This is a genomic window from Amycolatopsis silviterrae (genome assembly GCF_042684085.1).
GTDB classification, from domain to species: Bacteria; Actinomycetota; Actinomycetes; order Mycobacteriales; family Pseudonocardiaceae; genus Amycolatopsis; species Amycolatopsis silviterrae.
The window spans coordinates 115,952-133,997 of the sequence record NZ_JBHUKS010000018.1; the positions used below are offsets into that span (position 1 = coordinate 115,952).

Below are 18,046 nucleotides of genomic sequence, written 5' to 3' on the forward strand. Positions count from 1 at the left end.
GGCTCACATGTCCCCCATTCGGCCGAGCCAGACCAACCGGCTCGGTATTAGCGGTGCTTGAACTGCGGTGTGCGTTTGGTGAGGAAAGCGTCCATGCCTTCGCGCTGATCTTCCGTGCCGAACAACGCGTGGAACATGCGCCGCTCGTAGGCCAGCCCGTCGGACAGCGGGCTTTCGAACGCCCGGTTCACGCATTCCTTGGCCAGCATCACGCTGGGCATGCCAAGGCCGCAAATGGTGTCGGCGGCGGCGAGCGCCTCCGGCAGCAGCTGATCGGCCGCCACCACCCGCGACACCAGCCCGGCGCGCTCGGCCTCGGCGGCGTCCATCATCCGGCCGGTCAGCACCATGTCCATCGCCTTGGCCTTGCCGACCGCACGCGGAAGCCGCTGCGTCCCGCCGGCACCCGGCACGATGCCGACCGTGATCTCGGGCTGGCCGAACTTGGCGGTCTCGGCGGCGATGATGAAGTCGGCCATCATCGCCACCTCGGAGCCCCCGCCGAGGGCATACCCGGCGACCGCGGCGATGACCGGCTTCCGGACCTGGCGCATCGTTTCCCAGTTGCGCGAGATGAAGTTGGTTTTGCAGGCGTGCATGAAGTCGTAGTCCTTCATCGCCGCGATGTCGGCCCCGGCGGCGAAGGCTTTGCCGGTGCCGGTCAGCACGATGCAGCCGATGTTCTCGTCCTCGTCGAAGGCCAGCAGCGCCGCGCCCAGTTCGTCCATGACCTGGTCGTTCAGCGCATTCATCTGCTTCGGCCGGTTGAGCTGGATCAGACCGGTCTTCAGCGGGCCTTCGCCGTGCTCGCTGGTGAGCAGGTATTCGTAGGGCATGGCGTTCCTCCTGGGCGTCGGTGGTCAGGTGGGCCGACCGCTGGCTCCGTCGTACGACCGGCTCATCTGATCAGCGGCGGGACGCTGCAGCAAGTTCACCCCGGCGGCGATCGCCAGCATGACCGGCGACACCCAGAAGCCCGCGGAGATGTTGCCGGTGGCGTCGGAGATCGCGCCCGCCAGCACCGGGGAGACGGCCTGCCCGAACGCGAACGCGACCGTCAGCAGCGCGATGGCCGCCGTCCACGACGAGACCGGCAACTGCCGCTGCGCCACGATGGTGATCGCGGTCGGACCGGCCAGGAAGCTGCCGCCGAAAAGGACCGCGGACACGAACATGGCCGCCGGGCTCGACGGAAAGAGGAGAACCGGCAACGTGCCCAGCATGACCGTCGCGAACACCATGGACGGCCCCCGCGACTCCCGGATGACTCCGAGCACCTTTCCCCACAGCATGGTCGCCACGGCCGACACCAGTCCCAGCACCGACCAGAACCAGATCACCTGTCCGCTGCTGCGTCCCTGTTCCTGCAACAGCGCGATAATGAACGTCATATAGCCGACATAGCCGGCCCCGAAGAGCCCGTACCCGATGAACGTGGGCGCGACCTTGCGGAATTCCGGGCCGCGCAACAAGGCGATGCGGCCGCCCGCCGGCTCTCGCACATTGCGGGCGGCCCACCACACTGCCGGCAGGCTCACGGCACCGATGAGGCCCAGCACAATCCACCCCGCCGGCCACTGCTGCACACCACTGGCCAGCACGATCGGAATGGCCACCCCAGCCAGGACAATGCCGACCCCGACGCCTGCGACGTAGAGACCGACCAGTGTTCCGCGCCGGCGCGGATTCTCCGCCGGGCAGATCGCGGAGGCCAATGCGGCGCCAAGGATAAAGGTGAGCGCCGTCGAAGCACCCCCGATAGTCCGCAACGCCACGAGGGCGAACAGATTCGTGGTGGCCGCGGTGACCAGCAGAATCACGACGCTTACGGCGAAACCCAGGAGGAACGTACGGGCCATGCCCCAGCGATAAGCCAGCCATGCCGCTACCAGTGCGCCCACGACGTAACCCACGCCGTTCGCGGTATTCATCGCACCGGCTTCTACATACGTCCATCCCAGATCCGCGCGCATGGGCGGCAGCAGCAGGCCGTAGGCGAACCGGGAGAGCCCCAGGGCGACCGCCGCGCCCCCGGACAAGCCCAGCGCCGTGATGACCTCCCTCCACATTCGCCTTCGACTGACTTCAGTTTTCGGGGGTAGACCTGCTGCCACTGTCCATTACCTCAAGACGCGATCGGATGGAACTCCAGTGAGCCTCGCTCCGTTACGGAGCGGCCCTTTCCACGGTAGCGAGCGGCTCGGCTTCGTTGACGACGAAGAAGCACAGCACCTTCAGCGGATCAGGGCCGGGCACCCTCGCGTAATGCACCGCGTCCGCGGGAACCGTGTAGGAACTGCCGAGGACCTGATGCTGGTCGGGCTTGCCTTCGACGCACAAGTAGAACTCGCCGCCGAGCACATAGCCGGTCTCGATGCCGGGATGGGTGTGCGGGGACGCACTGGTACCGGCCGGGACCTCGATGATGCTCGTGTTGATGATGTGCCCGTTGGGAAACTCGGTCTTCTGCAAAAGCGTCCGCTTGATGCCTCCCTGGACGTGCACTGCACTGGCCGGTGTCTCGGTGGATGCTTCGACGTCTGGCATGCTACTCCTCCTAGTGCGGTTTTCTGCATTCTCTGGTCAGCCACTACGCGGGTACTGCTACTTCACCCCAATTGCCGCCAGCGCGGCGCGCGGGACTTCCGCGAGGTAGTGCTCCTGCTCGCGCCGAACCGAGATTGGCCCGAGTGTCTCCTCGACGAGAGGCGCGAGCCGCGCTTCGATTTCGTCCGGTTCGCCCGAAATCTTGCAGAGGTCGTATGCGCTGTACAAATGCCGCAGCGCGTTGCTTTTCGCTTCCTCGGCCGTCTGCCCTCGCACCAAAAACGAGTCATCCATCTCGTGGATTCGCAGATCGGCAAAGCCGGCGTTGGCGAAGTGGCCGCTGATCTCTTCGCGGGTGAGGTGTTCGTGGGGGTGTCCCGTGCGCGAATAGGGATGCACGACCTCTTCGAAGAACCGCGCGGCGCCTTGGCCTGCCTCGAAGGCGTGCAGCACCAGCGGGGATCCGGGCTTGAGCGTGCGGTGCGCTTCCATCACCGCCAGCCGCCGGACCTGCGGGCTCAGCAGCTGCGTGCCATAGCCGATGAGAACGCCGTCCAACGAGTCGTCCCGGAACAGGCTTCTCGCCGCGGACTGGCGGATATAGGGCAGACCGCTTGCGCGACAAGAGCTTATCATCAGGTTGGAGATATCAGCGGTGATAATCGTGGGAACATTGTCTCCGAGGGTCGCGGCCAATCGCGCGATGGTGCCACTGCCGCCGAGGACGTCCAGCACCCGAAGGGCTGATCCGGGAGAGAACCGTTCCAGGAGGCTGATCATGCCGCCTCGCCTGCTGTTCGAACTGTTCTGCGCTTGACTCCACGCCAGTCCGCGGCCTCCGTTGTCCTGGTCTTCGAACTCCCAGGACAACGTGTTCAGTTCTTTGAGGTAGGGCTCGATCGCCCCGGTCTCGATGCGCTCCGGGTCGAGCAGTTCGGACAGTCCGGGGTGCTTCGCGCGAATCTCCCGCAGATACTCCGGAAAGGTAAGCTCAGATACGTAGTTTTCGCTGGTCATCGAACCGCCTCCGAACGAATGTCAGGCGTAGCCGTCGCGCGCGTGGTGCCCGCTGCGGCGATATCGTCAAAAACCCCGAGCACGACCCGTTCGGCATCCACCGTCTGCCTCGACATAATTCCCGGCCGCGGCAAGGCGTGGGTATAGAAGTGCGGCCCTTCGACCACGAATCCGACGGCCCACATCCGGGGGTGCACCCGGCCGTCGGCCTTCTTTACCCGCAGGTTCTCGTCGATGTCGATTCCGGACGGGTGGTACTCCCCGTTCCTGAACGGCCGGACCAGACCTCGCCGCACGAGATTCGCGGACAGCGGAGAGGAGTCGGTGCAGGGCGAGTACTTGTCGAGCCTCGCGGAAATCACCACGTCAGCGGCGATCGCTACCGGACCGTCGGGGAAATCGAGCGAGATCCGGTAGCTGGGCTCATGATCGGGCGTCTCGACCCTGCTGGCCGCGCCACCGGCGACCTCGAGAATTCCGGCTTCGAACAGAGCCAGCCATTCCTCGTTGCGGCGCAGCGGAGGGCCGAAGGCGACCCGGTTGACGATCGGGTCGAATTGCTCGACGAAATAGCGATGCGAGGCCGGCGTCGAGCCGCCGTACTCCACCGCCGCGCGGAACGCCTCGCGGGCATCCCGCAGGACGTCCGTCGCGGCCTTGACGCCGCTGGTGCGGTTGCCCCGGTACGCTTCGGCGAGGTCGTTCGCCATGTATGCCAGGAACCATCGGCGAAACTCCGCTGGCGACTCGAAGTGCTCGTCTTCCAGCGGCCACAGGATCTTCCGGATCAGCCGGATTACCTCCGGCGTCGGTGTGAAGCCGATTGGCTCGACATGCTCGCCACCTTCCGCGATCCGATAGGCGTAGGCCATTTCAGTAATGAGCAGCGGTAGCAGATCAGCCTTGAAGTCGACCCGTGTGTCGCCCCGGGCACGAAGCCCGGCCACGGCTTGCGGCGTGAAGAACTGGCAGATGTGGCGTCCGGTCTGCCCCTTCTGGTTGATCCCGCGGGCTGCGAAAGGCAAAGCCTGACGGGAGCAGAGCCAGACTCGCGGCTCACGTCCGGAGGCCTGGTACACCAGCTTGCCCTGCTCAGTCCGATACGTGCCGCCACGCCCCAGGGTGAGCGCCGAAACCACATCGTGCGCGGTAAGACCGAGGCCCTGAACCGCCACCCGCGCCTGGCTTTCGATCGCGTCCAGCTTGCTGATCGGATAGGGAGACGCAAAGTAGGCAAGGTGCGGATTCGCGGCTCGGTTATCGTGCGCGAAGGCGGACAGCCGCCGATCCTCAGCGGTCTGCGCGCGTTGCCCGTGTCCCATGGCGAGCACGGAATAGCGCGCGAAAACGGTCTGCCCATTGTCGAGATCGATCGCGTACCCGTCGTTCTCGAACCGCACGTCGAGCGCCCGTGCACGTACGTGCTGGACCTGGATATTGAGCGGCAGCGCGGAAACGACCTCTCGGCCGAAGGCAGCCAGGTACTCGCCAAGGACGACGCGGGGAAGGTGGCTTCGCTCCGCCGCTGGCAGCTCTCGGCGGTAGTGCTGTTGAGCGGCCCAGTCGAGCACCGATGGCGTGCTGTCGTCTCCGACGGAACTCACCGGCGGGCGGACCGTGACCTGAGACGCGAGGGTGTTGATCAGAAGATGGCCGGGCTGATCCGTGGGATGGCTTCCCTCGCCGAGGTTTCCCGGGTCGATCACCACCACCTCAAGGCTGATGTGGTCGGGCAGCCGGGTCCGGTGCTCCACCAGCCGCTCAAGGATGGTGAGCGCCCGGGGCCCGCCGCCGATGATGGCGAGCCGGAAGCTAGACATTGGCCGCGTCCGCACGCGCGTCTTCGAAGGCCAGCCGGGTGACCGGACTGGCGTGCACCATCGCGATGTCCGGGCTGGCCGGAGAGCGCGGAAACGCGGTCAGAGCCAGCGGATCGTGTCCCGGGATGATGCGGTCGAGGTCCTGGGCGCGCGCCGCGATCCGCTGGTAAGCGTCGAGGTATTCCGCGAGATCGACAAAGCTCGGGTAGGGAACGCCGCGACGGATATTTTCGTAATAGTGCAGGGCGTCGCTGGCGAGGACGATCTCCCCGCGCGCAGTGGCGACGGTGACGAACTGCAGGCCTTGCGTATGGCCGCCGCACAGGTGCACCGAGATGCCGGGCGCGATCTCCTCTTCGCCGTCGACGAAGTGCAGCCGGCCCTCATACAGCGTCTGCACGGCGGCGGCCACGTCGGCGACCTCGTAGTTCTTCCGCAATTCCGGGTGCCGCATGCTGCCCCCGGTACAAAATTGCATCTCGGTGGTTTGCAGATGAATCCGTGCGCCGGGAAACGCGGAAATGTTTCCCGCGTGGTCGTAATGCAGGTGGGTCACGATCACGTCGCTGACGTCGTGCGCGGCGACGCCCAGCCGTCCCAGCAGATCGACCGGATGCGCGTGGTAGTGCCGGCCGCGCCGGACCGCGGTTTCCGGGGTGAAACCGGTGTCGACCAGGATCGTGCGCCCTTCCCCGCGAATGAGCCAGACGAAGAAGTCGAGCGGCATTTCCGACCCGTGGAGCGGATCCTCGCCGAGAAAATTGGCGGCACTCTTCCGGCCGTAGTGCGACGCGTAGCGCAGGGCGAAGACCTCATAAACGGGCGAATCGGAAATACTCCCGGTCATCGCCGGTCCACCAGCAAAGAAGCGGGGCCGGGAGGTGCGGCGGGCATGCTTGTGACGATCGTTATCCCCAGGAAGATCATGGTTATCTAACGTAGCGGACACCAAACGCTCGCGGCAACAGTCGTGTTGACTCACCAAAAACGAATGTGCGATCTTGGTCCCGGATCCGCCCAGGCCGGCACCCGGCAGCGAAAAAAGCCCGGCCAATGGCCGGGCTCCCGCTTAGCACAAAACCACCGCTATCCGGTATTGCGATTCGGCTGTCTCAGTTCCTGGGCGAGATTTCGCCATTGTTCGGCGCACACCAGGGCGAGTTCGGCGAAGTTGTCGCGGCGATATTCCGGGACACCCTGGATGAGATTGTTCCGCTGGTCGTCGTTGATGTCACAGATACTGAGCCACTGCAGCAGGGTCCGCGCGACGGCGTTGAACCGCAGCGAAGGATCCTTGCGCAGGCCCTGCAAGTCCGGACCGGCCGAGTCCGGCCGGCGCGGCACCGGGATCACCGCGTTTTTCGCGTACTTCATCGGCACCGGATCGTCGCCGCGGCGCAGCCGGTCGCGGACGTCGCGGGCCGTCCCCGTCGAGATTCCGGCCGTGCTCGCGATCTCGCGCAACGAGGCGTCGGGCCGTTCTGCGATGATCTTGGCGGCTGCCCTTCGCCCTTCCGCGGTGGTCAGCGGCCGGATCCTGCCGTCCTTGCCGATCCGTGCGTGCGACTGACAGGAATTGCCAGTCGCACGGTTTCGGATCGCCCCGACCGTCGGCGCGCTCAACCCGGTCACCTCGGCGACCGCCCGATCCGACCAAGCCGGCCGCGCCGCCAGGATCCGCAGGACCGCCGCCTCGCGATCCGCGCGGGTCAGCGGGAGGCCATGCCGCACATTCGACTGTACGGACTGCACGAATGCTTCGAAATCCGTACCGTCGAAGTAGGTAATTGCGATTTCCGAGTCTCCGCGCCGGCGGGCCGCGAGGATTCGGTGGGTCCCGTCGATCACTCGCATCGTGGACCGATGCACGAGAACCGGCGGCAGCCGCGCACCCGCGCCGGCGAGCAATTCGACGTGCTTCGGGTCCTCCCCGTCGAGCCGCGGCGAGTCGGCGAGCTTCAACGCGTCCAGCGATACAGAATCCGACATCGTTTCCCCCACCCCAAGATGCCCGAGTCGTCCACCTCCGACCGTGTTAACACTGTCGCAGACGAGATCCCCGGTTGGCAATCGTTCATCTAGGCCAGCCGTGAGGTCATCTCTCACCGGACGCCCATGCGTCCAACGCCTGCCTCGCGGTGCTCACACCTTCCTCACGCGGGATGGATGAGGCGGCTTTCGTACGCGAAGATCACGGCCTGGATCCGGTCGCGTAGTTCGAGTTTGTGCAGGATTCGCCCCAAATGGGACTTCACGGTCGCCTCCGCGAGATGCAGGGCGGCGGCGATTTCGGCGTTGGACAAGCCGGAACCCACCTGGACGAGCACCTCGCGTTCGCGGGCACTGAGCCGGTTCAGCCGTTCGTCGCGGACGGTGGCGGCGGGGTCGGGAAGGTGCGGGCGGAATTTCTCCAGCAGGCGACGGGTAACACGCGGGGAAACCACCGCGTTGCCGGCGGCCACCGTGCGGATCGCGGCGAGCAATTCCTCCGGTCTGGTGTTCTTGAGCAGGAAGCCCGAGGCTCCGGCTTTGAGCCCGGCGAAGGCGTACTCGTCCAGGTCGAAGGTGGTGAGGATCAAGACCCTGGCCTGCGGGCAGTTCTGGATGATCTGCCGGGTCGCCTCGATTCCGTCGGTCTTCGGCATCCGGACGTCCATCAGGACTACGTCGGGACGCAGTTCGGCGGCGAGCCGAATGGCGGCGGCTCCGTCCTCGGCTTCGCCGACCGGTGCCAGGTCCGGCTCGGCCTCCAAAACCATGCTGAACGCCATGCGCAGCAACGCCTCGTCGTCCGCGATCAGGATGCGAATCGTCATGCGGACTCCGTTGCGCCGCCGAAGACGAGGCGGGTGTGTACTTCCCAGCCGCCGCCGGGAAGCGGCCCGGCGCGCAATTCTCCGCCGTAGCCAGCCGAACGTTCGCGCATTCCGGCGATGCCATTGCCGGAATGGGCAACAAAAGAAACCGGCGGGCCGGTATCTGTAATCTCCACGGTGACGGTCTCGGCGGCGCATTCGATCCGGACCTTTGCGCGGGTGCCGGCGGGGGTGTGCTTAAGAGTGTTGGTCAAGGCTTCCTGCACCAGGCGGTAGACGGTCAGTTGCGCGGTGGCGGGGAGATGCGCGTGGTCGCCGTCGAGGTGGAGGCTGGTCGGGAGCCCGGCGGCGCACATCTGGCCGACGAGGGTTTCCAGCTGCGCGATGCCGGGCAGCGGGTGGCGCGCCGCGTCCGGTTCGTCGGGGCGCAGGACGCCGAGGGTGCGGCGCATGTCGGTCAGTGCCTGCCTGCCTGTTTCGGCGACCTGGAGCATCGCGGTGGTGGCCTTGTCCGGCGACCGTGGCTGCGCGTGGACGGCGGCATCGGTGAGCGCGACCATGACAGACAGATTATGGGTGACGATGTCGTGCATCTCCCGGGTGATCCGGGCCCGTTCCTCGGTGACAGCCCGCTCCCGCCGAGCTTCCAGGTACGCACGAGTGGTCCGGTCGTTCACCCCGAGGACAGCCGCCGCGACGACCATCGCGGTGAGCGCGACGAACGGTGTCAGGAACGCACCGTCCGTCGCCCAGCGCAGACAGGCGAGGACGGCCCCGATCTCCACGACGGCGACCGCGACAAGCGTCTCGCGCTTTCCCGAGTTCGCGGCGACTGTGTAGAGAGCCACCAGCAGTGCGACGTCCGCAGGCAGTTGGACGCCGACCAGCCACTGGACGAAGGCCGCCGCCACGACCGCAACGAACACCGTGCGCGGGGCGCGTCGCCGCCACACCAACGGCACCGCGAGCGCGGCGGTGAGCGCGACGGCCACCGGCAACTCCGCCGGTGCCCACATCGTCAGGACGTTGAGCAGGAGAAGTGCGGGCAGCAGCGAGTCCCACGCCATCGGCGGCAGCCGGGACGCCCAGCGCCGCTCGGTCATCACCCCGCGATCGTAAGCCGACGGCGCGCCGCGCACATGAACCCGCAGGCTGACCGCGGCGCGCCGGATTGCGACCGCAGCAGGAGTCCCGATACCTCCCGTGGTCGCAGTCCGGCCGCTCTCCCGGGTGCTCGATTGCCACTGGCGACGGCACCCGGATCGGGCCCGGAGAGCGATGCGTCCGCGCAGGTCCAGAGCCGAATATGGCCGGGTGACCGAGATCATCACGGGACTGAACCTGTCCCCGCTGGAAATCCTGACGTTGCTCAGTGCCCTCGCGCTGGTCGTGGCGCGCTGGCTGCCCGCCGCCGCCCGCCCGCGCGGCACCATCGTGGCGGGGGCGGTGTTCCTGCTGTCCGCGATCTCGCTCTGCGTCACCGGGCTCCGCTGGCAACTGCTGCCGGTGCTCGCGGGTGCCATTGTCGCGGCACCGTTCGCCTTCTCCCCGCTGGTACGAAGCCGCGCTCGGCGGGCCCGGTGGTGGCTGGCGTTACCGGGATCGGCGGTCTGCGCCTGCCTGATCCTCACCGGTTCCCTTACGGCGTGGGCGTTTCCCGTCCCCGTGTTCCCCGTGCCTTCCGGCAGTTTCGCGGTCGGCACCCGGGTGCTGCAGTGGACCGACCCGGACCGCCCCGAGACCTTCACCGCCGATCCGCGCGACCGGCGCACCGTCGTGGCTCAGCTCTGGTACCCCGCGACGAACGGCCCTGACGTACCGCGTGCCCAATACCTCGGACGCACTGAGGACGAGGCGCGCACCGTCGCCGAAGCCCTCGCCAGCGGAGTCGGCCTGCCGGGTTTCCTGCTCGACAGTGTTCCGCGCGCCCGCACCCACGCGATTCCCGACGCCCCCGTCGCGGGAGGACGGTTCCCGATCGTGCTGTTCTCGCCGGGGTCCAGCGGAGTGCGCACCCAGAACACCGCGTGGGCGGAGGAACTCGCCAGCCACGGCTATGTCGTCGCCGCGCTTGACCACCCGTACGACTCCGCCGCCGTCGTACTCGCCGACGGCCGAACGATCACCACCGCGACCGTCTCCACCGGCGACCGCGACGAGGACGACCGGCTAGCCGACGACTGGGCGGCGATCCGGGCCGCCGACCTCAGCTTCACTCTGACCAGGCTGGAAGGACTCGGGGGCGACCCGTTGGCCGGGCACCTGGACACCAGCCGGGTCGCCGCGACCGGTCACTCCATGGGCGGGGCTGCTGCACTGCAGGCAGCCAGGCGTGACCATCGGTTCGACGCCGTCATCGACCTGGACGGCTACCCTCGCGGGCCCCTGTCGCCCGCGCTCGAACAGCCGACGCTCGCGCTCACTCAGGCCATTACCCCGGCTACTGATCCGCGGTACCTGCCTCGGCTTACTGAGGTGCTGGCCCGGGGTACGGCGACGAACTACCGGCTCACTATTCCGGGTGCCGCGCACCTGACCTTTACGGATGGTCCGTTGTATCTGCCGCCGGTGCCGTCGATTGTCGGGTCGTTGGGGCGGGTCGAGAGTCCGCGTGTTGTTGCGGAGGCGACGCTGGGGTTCTTGGATTCGGTGCTGCGCAAGGGGTCTGGCGATTTGGCGGGTCTGCTGTCGGGTTATGGGGAGCTTCGTGTGATTCGTCCTGGTAGCGGGCGCTGACCACCGGCGACGGCTGCGTTAGGTCAATCCAGCCGCAAGGACTGCCCATGTTCCGCAACCCGCAGCAACGCCTTCCCGAGCACCGCCGCCTCCTCGTCGGTCACGTGCGCCGAGAAGTGCTGCTCGATGCTCCGCAGGTAGACCGGCGCGGTCTCGCGCAGCGCGCGGACGCCCTCGTCGGTGATCACCGCCCAGCTGACCCGGCGGTCGTCCGGCTCCGGGCGCTTCGTCACCAGCCCGGCGCGCACTAGCTCGTCCACCAGCCGGCTCACCCGCGTGCGGCTGAGCACGACCCGGTCGGCGACCTCCCGCATCCGCAGCCCCTTCGCGCCGGCCGCGTTCAGTTCCAGCAGGACGTCGTACCAGGCCAGCGGCACAGTGCCGCCGCGTCGCACGTCGGTTTCGATGGCACGCACCGCCGTACTGTGCGCGAGCAGCATCGCCCGCCACGCCTCCAGGCCGATCTTCGGATCGCTCACGGCAGCCAGTCTAGGCCATTGCGTGCGTACGCACCTAATATGTAGAGTGCGTGCGTACGCACCTAAATGGTCCGAGGAGGACTGATGGTCAAGCCCATCACCCGGGACGAGGTCAAACGGCGGATCGACGCCGGCACGGCGATCGTCGTCGAGGCGCTGCCGTCCGAGTACTACGCGAAGGCGCATCTTCCCGGCGCGCTCAATCTGCCGGTGGACGACGTCGCGGAACTCGCCCCCGCCCTGTTGCCGCACAAGGATTCCGCGGTCATCGTCTACTGCGCCGACTCGCCCTGCCAGAACTCCGGCACCGTCGCGAAGCACCTTCAGGAACTCGGCTACGCCCAGGTCTTCGACTACGACAAGGGCAAAGCCGACTGGATCGCGGCCGGCCTGCCGACCGAATCCGGCCAGTGAGAAAGGACTGAAACCCATGACAGACACGACAGCGGCCACCCGGGTAATCGCCGGAGTGGAACTTCCCGCGGCGGGCACCTGGAAGGTCGACCCTGGACACGCCGAGGTCGGTTTCGTCGGCAGACACTTCATGCTCACCAAGGTCCGCGGCCGTTTCACCGGCGTGGACGCGACACTGGAAATCGGCGAGCGGATCGAGGACACCACAGTCACCGCGGTCATTGAAATGGCCACTGTGGACAGTGGGGACCAGACCCGGGACGACCATCTCCGTTCCGGCGATTTCTTCGACGTGGAAAGTCATCCGCGTGCCACGTTCGCATCGACCTCGGTCACCGTGACCGGCAGCGAGGCGGTCATGGTCGGGAACCTGACCATCAAGGACGTCTCGCATCCGGTCAGCCTCGCCGTGGAGTATCTCGGCCACGCGCGCGATCCGTGGGGATCCGACCGTGCGATGTTCTCCGCGCGCGGCAAGATCAACCGCGAGGATTGGGGTCTGGTCTGGAATATGGTGCTGGAAACGGGCGGCCTGCTCGTTTCCAAGGAGATCGAACTCGCCCTCGAGGTCGAGGCGATCCGCTCCTGACTGAGCGGCGCGGCCGGAAACCCGGCCGCGCCAATCGGTCAGCGCGCCTCGGCGTCAGCCATCACCGCGGCGGCCAGCTCGAACTGTTCCCGCGCCGCTTCGTCCTCACCCCGAGCCTGCCGGCACGCGCCAAGCCGATTCCGGACTTCGATTTCCGCCCACGGCGACATCTGATCGGTCAACGCGCTCAATGCCCGCAGATGGTGCGCAAGCGCGATATCCAGCCTGCCCAATTCCTGTTCCGCAGTACCGAGTCTCGACAGCGAACTCACCGAAAGCAGCCGGTCGCCCACTCGCTCGGCCAAGGAAGCCGCCTCACGCAAAGGTTCCGCGGCTTCGGCGGACCGGCCAAGGTGCAATCGGACGCTGCCGATGTGGCTCAAGACGCGGCCCAGCATCGCCGGATTGCCCGTCTTGACCGCGACTTCCCGCGATTCGGCGAACGCGGCGAGCGAGCGTTCGTAATTGCCCTGTTTGAAATGCACGTAGCCGAGCCCGGACACCGCCCGTTCCATCAGCCAGCTGTCCGCCACTTCCTCGGCGAGCGCCTTTCCCTCGGCCAGCACCATTTCCGCTTCGTCGAGTGGACCGGCGAGCATCGTGACCATTCCCAGCCCGCACAGGCCCCGCGCGGTTTCCCGCCGGTCGCCGGTCTCCCGGCTGATCCGCAGCCCTTCCTCGCACCATCGCCTGGCTTCCACGGATTCGCCCAGCGCGAGATGCGCCCAGCCGAGCCCGAAACGCAGCGCCGTCGCCATCCGCCGGTCGGCCAGAGTGTCCGCTTCGGACAGTGCGACTTCCAGCAGGGCAACGCATTCTCGGTACCGGATGCGCCGCACGAGGTAGTCGACCGCGCTTTCGGCGATCCAGCACGCGTAGTCCGAGTGGCCCGCCGCGACCGCGGACGAAACCACTTCCACCAGGTCTCCTGCCTGATCCAGCCACGCCGAAGCGTCCATCAGACCGGCGAAGGGCGACTCGGTGGGAGCCGGGCCGCTGGGGAAGCCCGGTTCGCCCCATTCGCTCGCGGCCCGGCAGGCGTGCAGGTACACGCCCAGCCCGCTGGTGACGTCGGGTTCTTCCCCGGCGAGGCGGCGCGCGTAGACGGCGACCAGGTCGTGCATCCGGTACCGGCCCGCGGCGGGTGCCTGCACGAGGTTGGCGTCGACCAGGTCCTCGAGCACGCTTTCCGCCTCGCGCCGGGAGCAGCCGAGCATCGCGGCGAGCACCAGTTCGTCGAATTCCGGCGCGGGCGCGTGGCCGAGGGTGCGGAAGGCGCGTTGCGTGCCGGCCGGAAGTTGCTCGTAGGAAAGCCGGAACGCGGCCTCGACGCTGCGTTCCTCGGCGGTCAGCTCGCCGAGCCGGCCCGTGTCGTCGGCGAGCCGGTCGGCCAGGTCGCGGAAAGTCCACATCGGACGGTTCTGCAGCCGGGCTCCCGCGATGCGCAGGGCGAGCGGAAGCCGTCCGCACAGACTGGCCAGCTCGCGCACGGCCTCGCGTTCCTGCCCCGCGCGCGCCGGGCCGACGATCCGGCTCAGCAGGCCAGTCGCGGCGTCGGAAGTCAACGGTCCCAAGGAAATCCGGCGTTCGACGTCCAGTCCGGGCAGGCGGCGACGGCTCGTGATCAGCACGCGGTTTCCGGTGCCGCCGGGCAGCAGCGGGCGGACCTGCTCGGCGCTGACGGCGTCGTCCAGCACCAGCACCAAACGCAGCGGAGCGGTGGCCGCGCGCCAGTTCGCGGACAGTTCGTCCAGGTCGTCCGGAATGTTCTGGTCGTTGACCCCAGCCGAACGCAGCAGCCGGCGCACCACCCGCACCGGGGTGAGCGGCGCGCGGCTGGTGCTGTGCCCGTGCAGGCCGACGAACAGGCAGCCGTCGGGATGTTCGTCGCGCAACAGCTGAGCCGCGCGCACGGCCAGCGCCGTCTTTCCGGCACCGGGCACCCCGTCGACCGCCGACACCGCGCTCCCGGGCGCGGCGAGCCGGGCCAGTTCGTCGTCGCGGCCAGCCAGCTCTCCGACGTCGGCGGGCAGCTCGTCCCGGATCCGCGGCGGCGCTGGCCGGGCCGCGAGGCCGAGTGTCCCGTCGTCGCCGCGCAGCACCGCTTCATGCACGCGGCGCAGGTCTTCGCTGGGTTCGAGGCCCAGCTCATCGAGCATCCGGACGCGGAACTCACGCCAGGTGTCGAGCGCGTCAGTCTGCCGTCCGGCTCCGTAGAGGGCCCGCATGAGCAGCCCGGTGAGCGGTTCGCGGTCCGGGTGCTCGGCGAGCAGCGCCGACACTTCGCCGATCGCCGACTCGTAGTCGCCCAGCCGGATCAGCGCGTCCGTCCGGCCTTCGACCAGCCCGATCCGGCGTTCGGCGAACCGGCGCCGTTCCCGTTCGGCGAACGGACCGGGCAGTCCGGCCAGCGGAACGCCCTCGTAGAAGGCCAGCGCCTGGCCGTAGCCGTCGGCCGCGGCGGCGACCGCACCGGACGCGGCGGCCTTCTTCGCCCGGGCGGCGATCTCCTCGACGCGCACCGCGTCCACGCCGACGCCCGCGCCGGCGAACCGGTACCCGCCGGGGTCGGTCCGCAGCACCGCTTTCGCGTCCGCGCCGGCCGCGGCGAGGGACTTCCGCAGCTGGTAGATGTAGCCGGGCACGCCGTCGCTCTCCGGCGGATGCTCGCCCCACACCCGGTCGACCAGTTCGGCCCGGCTGACCGTCACGTCCGGCCGCAGGAGCAGCGCGACCAGCATGGTCGTACGCAGCACCGGCCCGAGTTCCAGCGGCCGCCCGCCGTACCAGCCGCGGACCGGCCCGAGCACCGCGAACTCCAGCCGGGACCCGGGCTCGCGCTCCGCACCGTCCCGGCCGGTTCCCGCGGCCCCCGAAGACATACCGGGAGTTTAGTGTCCCCCGTGCGAGCTACCCGACAGTGTCCACCGCGCGGGGACGTTTTCCCGGCCGCGGATCAGTAGCGTTTCCGCCGTCCCGGCGCGGTCTTTCGCGGTCCGGGTTTCCGGTGATGGAGGGGTATTCGATGCGTAAGGTCGGGGGACTCGCGGCGATCGCGGCTTGTCTGGTGCTGACGGGATGCGACGAGGAAGCAGACCCGGATTTGGCGCCGAGCAGCGCACCGGTAAGCCAGGCCGCATTCACCGGGGTGAAGAAGCTCACCGTCGACGGAAAATCGGTGAACGTATCCTGCGCGGGCACGCTCGAAAAAGGCAAACCGGTCGTCATTCTGCTGCACGGCGGCGGCGACGCACTGGACAAATTCGCCAGCCTGCAGGAAACGCTCGGAAAGAAGAACCGGGTGTGCTCCTACGACCGGCTCGGCGCGGGCGGCAGTTCCCAGCCGGACGGCCCGCAGACGTTCGAGACCACCGGAAAGGTGCTGACCGGCGTTATCGGCCAGCTCGCCGCGGACTCCCCGGTCGTGCTGGCCGGGCATTCGCTCGGCGGGCTGATCGCCGCCCGGTACGCACCCGAGCACCAGGACAAGGTGAAGGGCCTGGTGCTGATGGACGCCACCTCGCCGACGCAGAACGCCGACCTGACCAAGGAAATCCCGGCCGACGCCACCGGGGACGCGGCCGATCTCCGCGCGCAGACCATGGCGGTCTTCAAGGGGGAAAGCCCGGAAAAGCTGGTCGTCACCGACGCGGACGTGAAATCCGCCGGGGCCATTCCGGTCGAGGTGATCAAGCACGGCCAGGAATACCTCGCGCAACTGCCGCAGTACGGACCGGGCTTGGAACGAGCGTGGACCGAAGGACAGCAGAAATGGCTCGGGATTTCCAGCCGGGCCAAGCTGACTGTCGCGAAAAACAGCGGGCATTACATTTACGTCGACCAGCCCGATCTCGCCGTTCAGGAAATCGAGGACGTCGCCGCGCGAGCCGCCGGTTAATCCGCCAGTCCGTGCCGATACGCGTAAACGACCGCCTGCACCCGGTCGCGGACGCCGAGTTTGGCGAGCATCCGTGAAACGTAAGTCTTCACCGTCTCCTGGCTGAGCACGAGCGTCGCAGCGATTTCGCTGTTGGACAGGCCCTCGGCGACCAGCCGGAGGACTTCCAGCTCGCGCGGGGCCAGCGGGAGGTCACCCGGATCCGCGGCAGCGGGGCGGATCCGGGTGGCGTACCGGCCGACGAGCTGGCGCGTCACCTCGGGATCCAGCAGCGCCGCGCCGGACGCGACGGTCCGGATCCCGTGCAGCAGCTGGTCCGGCGGAGCGTCCTTGAGCAGGAACCCGGCGGCACCGGCGCGCAACGCCTGGTAGACGTTCTCATCGAGGTTGAAATTGGTCACCACCAGCACCTTCACCGGCCGCGGCACGTCGGCTCCGGCCAGCAGACCGGTCGCGGCGATGCCGTCGAGGACCGGCATCCGCACGTCCATCACCACGACGTCCGGACGCAGCTCGCGGGCCAGGTCGACCGCGGCCTGGCCATCGCCGCACTCGCCGACGACTTCGAGGTCCGGCTGCGCGTCGATGATCGTCACCAGCCCGGTGCGGACCAGGACCTGATCGTCGGCCACGAGGACCCGCAACGGCGCGGTCATGCCGGGATCCGTGCCCGGACGTAAAACCCGCCACCCTCGCCACGGCCCGCGCTGAAATCGCCACCGACGCCGTCCACCCGGTCGCGGAGCCCGGCCAGCCCGCGCCCGCCGCCACCGACTCCCGCGTCCGCCTCCCGGTCGGTGCGGACCTCCACAGTGATGTCCTCGTCGCCGTGCCGGACCTGGACCGAAGTCGGGCTGCCGTGCGCGTGCTTGAGCGCGTTGGTCAGCGCTTCCTGCACCACCCGGTACGCCACCCCCGATTCCACCGGCGGGCCCACCTCGGTGAACTCCACCGGCTGCCCGGCTCGCCGCGTCTGCTCGACCAGAGTGCCCAGCGCAAGGTCGGGCTGGACGCCGGGGTTGAGCACGTCGAGCAGATTCCGCAGCTCGGCGATGGCCTGCCGGCCGGTGCCGGTGACCGTGGCGAGGGTCTGGTCGAGCCGATCGCCGCTGAGATAGCGCGCCGATTCGGTCTGCACGACCATCGCCGTCACGTGATGGGTCACGACGTCGTGCAGTTCGCGGGCGATCCGCGCCCGTTCGGCGGCGCGCGTTTCCTCAGCGACCCGGCGACGCCGCTCCGCCTCCGCGACGCGGGTGGAGCGCAGCCACGCGCCGATCCCCCACACGACGACCAGCGACAGGTAGAACGCGACCACCCCCGCCGCCGGCTCACCGCCGCCACGCAGCGGAAACGCCGCCACGAACGCCAGATACGCCCCGGTGCACCCGATCGCCGCAGCACGCCGGCCCCGGTCCGCCCGCCAGCCGGCGTTCAGCACCGCGGCCGGCAACGCCGAGCCCGCGAACGAGTGGTAGCCACTCAGCTGGTCGATCGCGAACCCGGCCACCACCAGCGTGAGCACGGCGATCGGCCACCGGCGGCACCCCGCGAGCGACAACGCCTGCAACGCGACCGCCACGACGGCCAGCGCGTCGTACGGCCGAGAGGGCAGCCCGCCGAACTGGGTCCCGAACGTCTGCAGGGACGGCAGCAGCGATCCGACGAAGAGCAGCAGGCCGATCAACGGGAATACCGTGTGCTTCGAGACCCGCCGGAGGTTGATCACC

17 protein-coding genes are annotated in these 18,046 nt (G+C 68.2%); 4 read left to right on the forward strand and 13 right to left on the reverse strand.

Annotated features, from left to right (window positions below; genetic code table 11):
- Nucleotides 1-47: 47 nt before the first annotated feature.
- From ACFSVL_RS25845 to ACFSVL_RS25885, 9 genes are all read right to left on the reverse strand, one after another.
- Nucleotides 48-836 carry an enoyl-CoA hydratase gene (locus tag ACFSVL_RS25845; RefSeq protein ID WP_378308130.1) on the reverse strand — a complete coding sequence of 263 codons (789 nt, stop codon included), beginning with the start codon at nt 834-836 and terminating at the stop codon, nt 48-50.
- A 24-nt stretch (nt 837-860) separates the two neighbouring features.
- A complete protein-coding gene (locus ACFSVL_RS25850; protein ID WP_378308131.1) occupies nt 861-2,069 on the reverse strand; it encodes a YbfB/YjiJ family MFS transporter in 1,209 nt (402 codons plus the stop codon).
- A gap of 97 nt (nt 2,070-2,166) precedes the next feature.
- Nucleotides 2,167-2,547, reverse strand: coding sequence for a cupin domain-containing protein (locus ACFSVL_RS25855; RefSeq protein ID WP_378308132.1), 381 nt, complete (start codon nt 2,545-2,547; stop codon nt 2,167-2,169).
- 57 nt (nt 2,548-2,604) lie between these two features.
- Nucleotides 2,605-3,564 carry a class I SAM-dependent methyltransferase gene (locus tag ACFSVL_RS25860; protein WP_378308133.1) on the reverse strand — a complete coding sequence of 320 codons (960 nt, stop codon included), beginning with the start codon at nt 3,562-3,564 and terminating at the stop codon, nt 2,605-2,607.
- On the reverse strand, nt 3,561-5,384 hold the full coding sequence (locus ACFSVL_RS25865; protein WP_378308134.1) for an FAD/NAD(P)-binding protein: 1,824 nt from the start codon (nt 5,382-5,384) through the stop codon (nt 3,561-3,563). The genes ACFSVL_RS25860 and ACFSVL_RS25865 overlap by 4 nt, the downstream gene beginning before the upstream one ends.
- Complete coding sequence (locus tag ACFSVL_RS25870; RefSeq protein WP_378308135.1) at nt 5,377-6,438, reverse strand: N-acyl homoserine lactonase family protein; 1,062 nt, start codon at nt 6,436-6,438, stop codon at nt 5,377-5,379. The genes ACFSVL_RS25865 and ACFSVL_RS25870 overlap by 8 nt, the downstream gene beginning before the upstream one ends.
- 32 nt (nt 6,439-6,470) lie before the next feature.
- A complete protein-coding gene (locus tag ACFSVL_RS25875) occupies nt 6,471-7,292 on the reverse strand; it encodes a ParB/RepB/Spo0J family partition protein (RefSeq protein WP_378308136.1) in 822 nt (273 codons plus the stop codon).
- Nucleotides 7,293-7,537: 245 nt separating this feature from the next.
- Nucleotides 7,538-8,200, reverse strand: coding sequence for a response regulator (locus ACFSVL_RS25880; RefSeq protein WP_378308137.1), 663 nt, complete (start codon nt 8,198-8,200; stop codon nt 7,538-7,540).
- Nucleotides 8,197-9,303 carry a sensor histidine kinase gene (locus tag ACFSVL_RS25885; RefSeq protein WP_378308138.1) on the reverse strand — a complete coding sequence of 369 codons (1,107 nt, stop codon included), beginning with the start codon at nt 9,301-9,303 and terminating at the stop codon, nt 8,197-8,199. Before ACFSVL_RS25885 ends, ACFSVL_RS25880 begins: the two co-directional genes overlap by 4 nt.
- Nucleotides 9,304-9,514: 211 nt before the next feature.
- Here ACFSVL_RS25885 and ACFSVL_RS25890 point away from each other — a divergent pair, with 211 nt between their 5' ends.
- Nucleotides 9,515-10,936 (forward strand): alpha/beta hydrolase family protein, encoded by a 1,422-nt coding sequence (locus ACFSVL_RS25890; RefSeq protein ID WP_378308139.1) that lies wholly within the window; start codon nt 9,515-9,517, stop codon nt 10,934-10,936.
- A gap of 23 nt (nt 10,937-10,959) precedes the next feature.
- On the opposite strand, the gene ACFSVL_RS25895 is transcribed toward ACFSVL_RS25890, so the two are convergent.
- Entirely contained in the window at nt 10,960-11,415 is a 456-nt protein-coding gene (locus ACFSVL_RS25895) for a MarR family winged helix-turn-helix transcriptional regulator (RefSeq protein WP_378308140.1), read from the reverse strand.
- Nucleotides 11,416-11,499: 84 nt separating this feature from the next.
- Between ACFSVL_RS25895 and ACFSVL_RS25900 the strand changes: the two genes are divergently transcribed.
- Both ACFSVL_RS25900 and ACFSVL_RS25905 read left to right on the forward strand, forming a co-directional pair.
- A complete protein-coding gene (locus ACFSVL_RS25900) occupies nt 11,500-11,829 on the forward strand; it encodes a rhodanese-like domain-containing protein (protein WP_378308141.1) in 330 nt (109 codons plus the stop codon).
- Nucleotides 11,830-11,845: 16 nt separating this feature from the next.
- Complete coding sequence (locus ACFSVL_RS25905) at nt 11,846-12,418, forward strand: YceI family protein (RefSeq protein WP_378308142.1); 573 nt, start codon at nt 11,846-11,848, stop codon at nt 12,416-12,418.
- Nucleotides 12,419-12,456: 38 nt separating this feature from the next.
- On the opposite strand, the gene ACFSVL_RS25910 is transcribed toward ACFSVL_RS25905, so the two are convergent.
- Entirely contained in the window at nt 12,457-15,300 is a 2,844-nt protein-coding gene (locus ACFSVL_RS25910) for an AfsR/SARP family transcriptional regulator (RefSeq protein WP_378308143.1), read from the reverse strand.
- A 143-nt stretch (nt 15,301-15,443) separates the two neighbouring features.
- Between ACFSVL_RS25910 and ACFSVL_RS25915 the strand changes: the two genes are divergently transcribed.
- A complete protein-coding gene (locus ACFSVL_RS25915; RefSeq protein WP_378308144.1) occupies nt 15,444-16,316 on the forward strand; it encodes an alpha/beta fold hydrolase in 873 nt (290 codons plus the stop codon).
- Here ACFSVL_RS25915 and ACFSVL_RS25920 read toward each other — a convergent pair.
- Nucleotides 16,313-16,972, reverse strand: coding sequence for a response regulator (locus tag ACFSVL_RS25920; RefSeq protein ID WP_378308145.1), 660 nt, complete (start codon nt 16,970-16,972; stop codon nt 16,313-16,315). The genes ACFSVL_RS25915 and ACFSVL_RS25920 overlap by 4 nt on opposite strands.
- Nucleotides 16,969-18,045, reverse strand: a complete 1,077-nt coding sequence (locus ACFSVL_RS25925) for a sensor histidine kinase (RefSeq protein WP_378308146.1) — start codon at nt 18,043-18,045, stop codon at nt 16,969-16,971. Before ACFSVL_RS25925 ends, ACFSVL_RS25920 begins: the two co-directional genes overlap by 4 nt.
- Nucleotide 18,046 lies beyond the last annotated feature (1 nt).

Excerpts from the sequence above, each read along its gene's own strand:
- ACFSVL_RS25845 (WP_378308130.1), bottom strand. The coding sequence starts at position 836 with ATGCCCTACGAATACCTGCTCACCAGCGAGCACGGCGAAGGCCCGCTG.
- ACFSVL_RS25865 (WP_378308134.1), bottom strand. The coding sequence starts at position 5,384 with ATGTCTAGCTTCCGGCTCGCCATCATCGGCGGCGGGCCCCGGGCGCTC.
- ACFSVL_RS25880 (WP_378308137.1), bottom strand. The coding sequence starts at position 8,200 with ATGACGATTCGCATCCTGATCGCGGACGACGAGGCGTTGCTGCGCATG.
- ACFSVL_RS25885 (WP_378308138.1), bottom strand. The coding sequence starts at position 9,303 with ATGACCGAGCGGCGCTGGGCGTCCCGGCTGCCGCCGATGGCGTGGGAC.
- ACFSVL_RS25860 (WP_378308133.1), bottom strand. The coding sequence starts at position 3,564 with ATGACCAGCGAAAACTACGTATCTGAGCTTACCTTTCCGGAGTATCTG.
- ACFSVL_RS25920 (WP_378308145.1), bottom strand. The coding sequence starts at position 16,972 with ATGACCGCGCCGTTGCGGGTCCTCGTGGCCGACGATCAGGTCCTGGTC.
- ACFSVL_RS25855 (WP_378308132.1), bottom strand. The coding sequence starts at position 2,547 with ATGCCAGACGTCGAAGCATCCACCGAGACACCGGCCAGTGCAGTGCAC.
- ACFSVL_RS25850 (WP_378308131.1), bottom strand. The coding sequence starts at position 2,069 with ATGTGGAGGGAGGTCATCACGGCGCTGGGCTTGTCCGGGGGCGCGGCG.
- ACFSVL_RS25910 (WP_378308143.1), bottom strand. The coding sequence starts at position 15,300 with ATGTCTTCGGGGGCCGCGGGAACCGGCCGGGACGGTGCGGAGCGCGAG.
- ACFSVL_RS25915 (WP_378308144.1), top strand. The coding sequence starts at position 15,444 with ATGCGTAAGGTCGGGGGACTCGCGGCGATCGCGGCTTGTCTGGTGCTG.
- ACFSVL_RS25900 (WP_378308141.1), top strand. The coding sequence starts at position 11,500 with ATGGTCAAGCCCATCACCCGGGACGAGGTCAAACGGCGGATCGACGCC.
- ACFSVL_RS25905 (WP_378308142.1), top strand. The coding sequence starts at position 11,846 with ATGACAGACACGACAGCGGCCACCCGGGTAATCGCCGGAGTGGAACTT.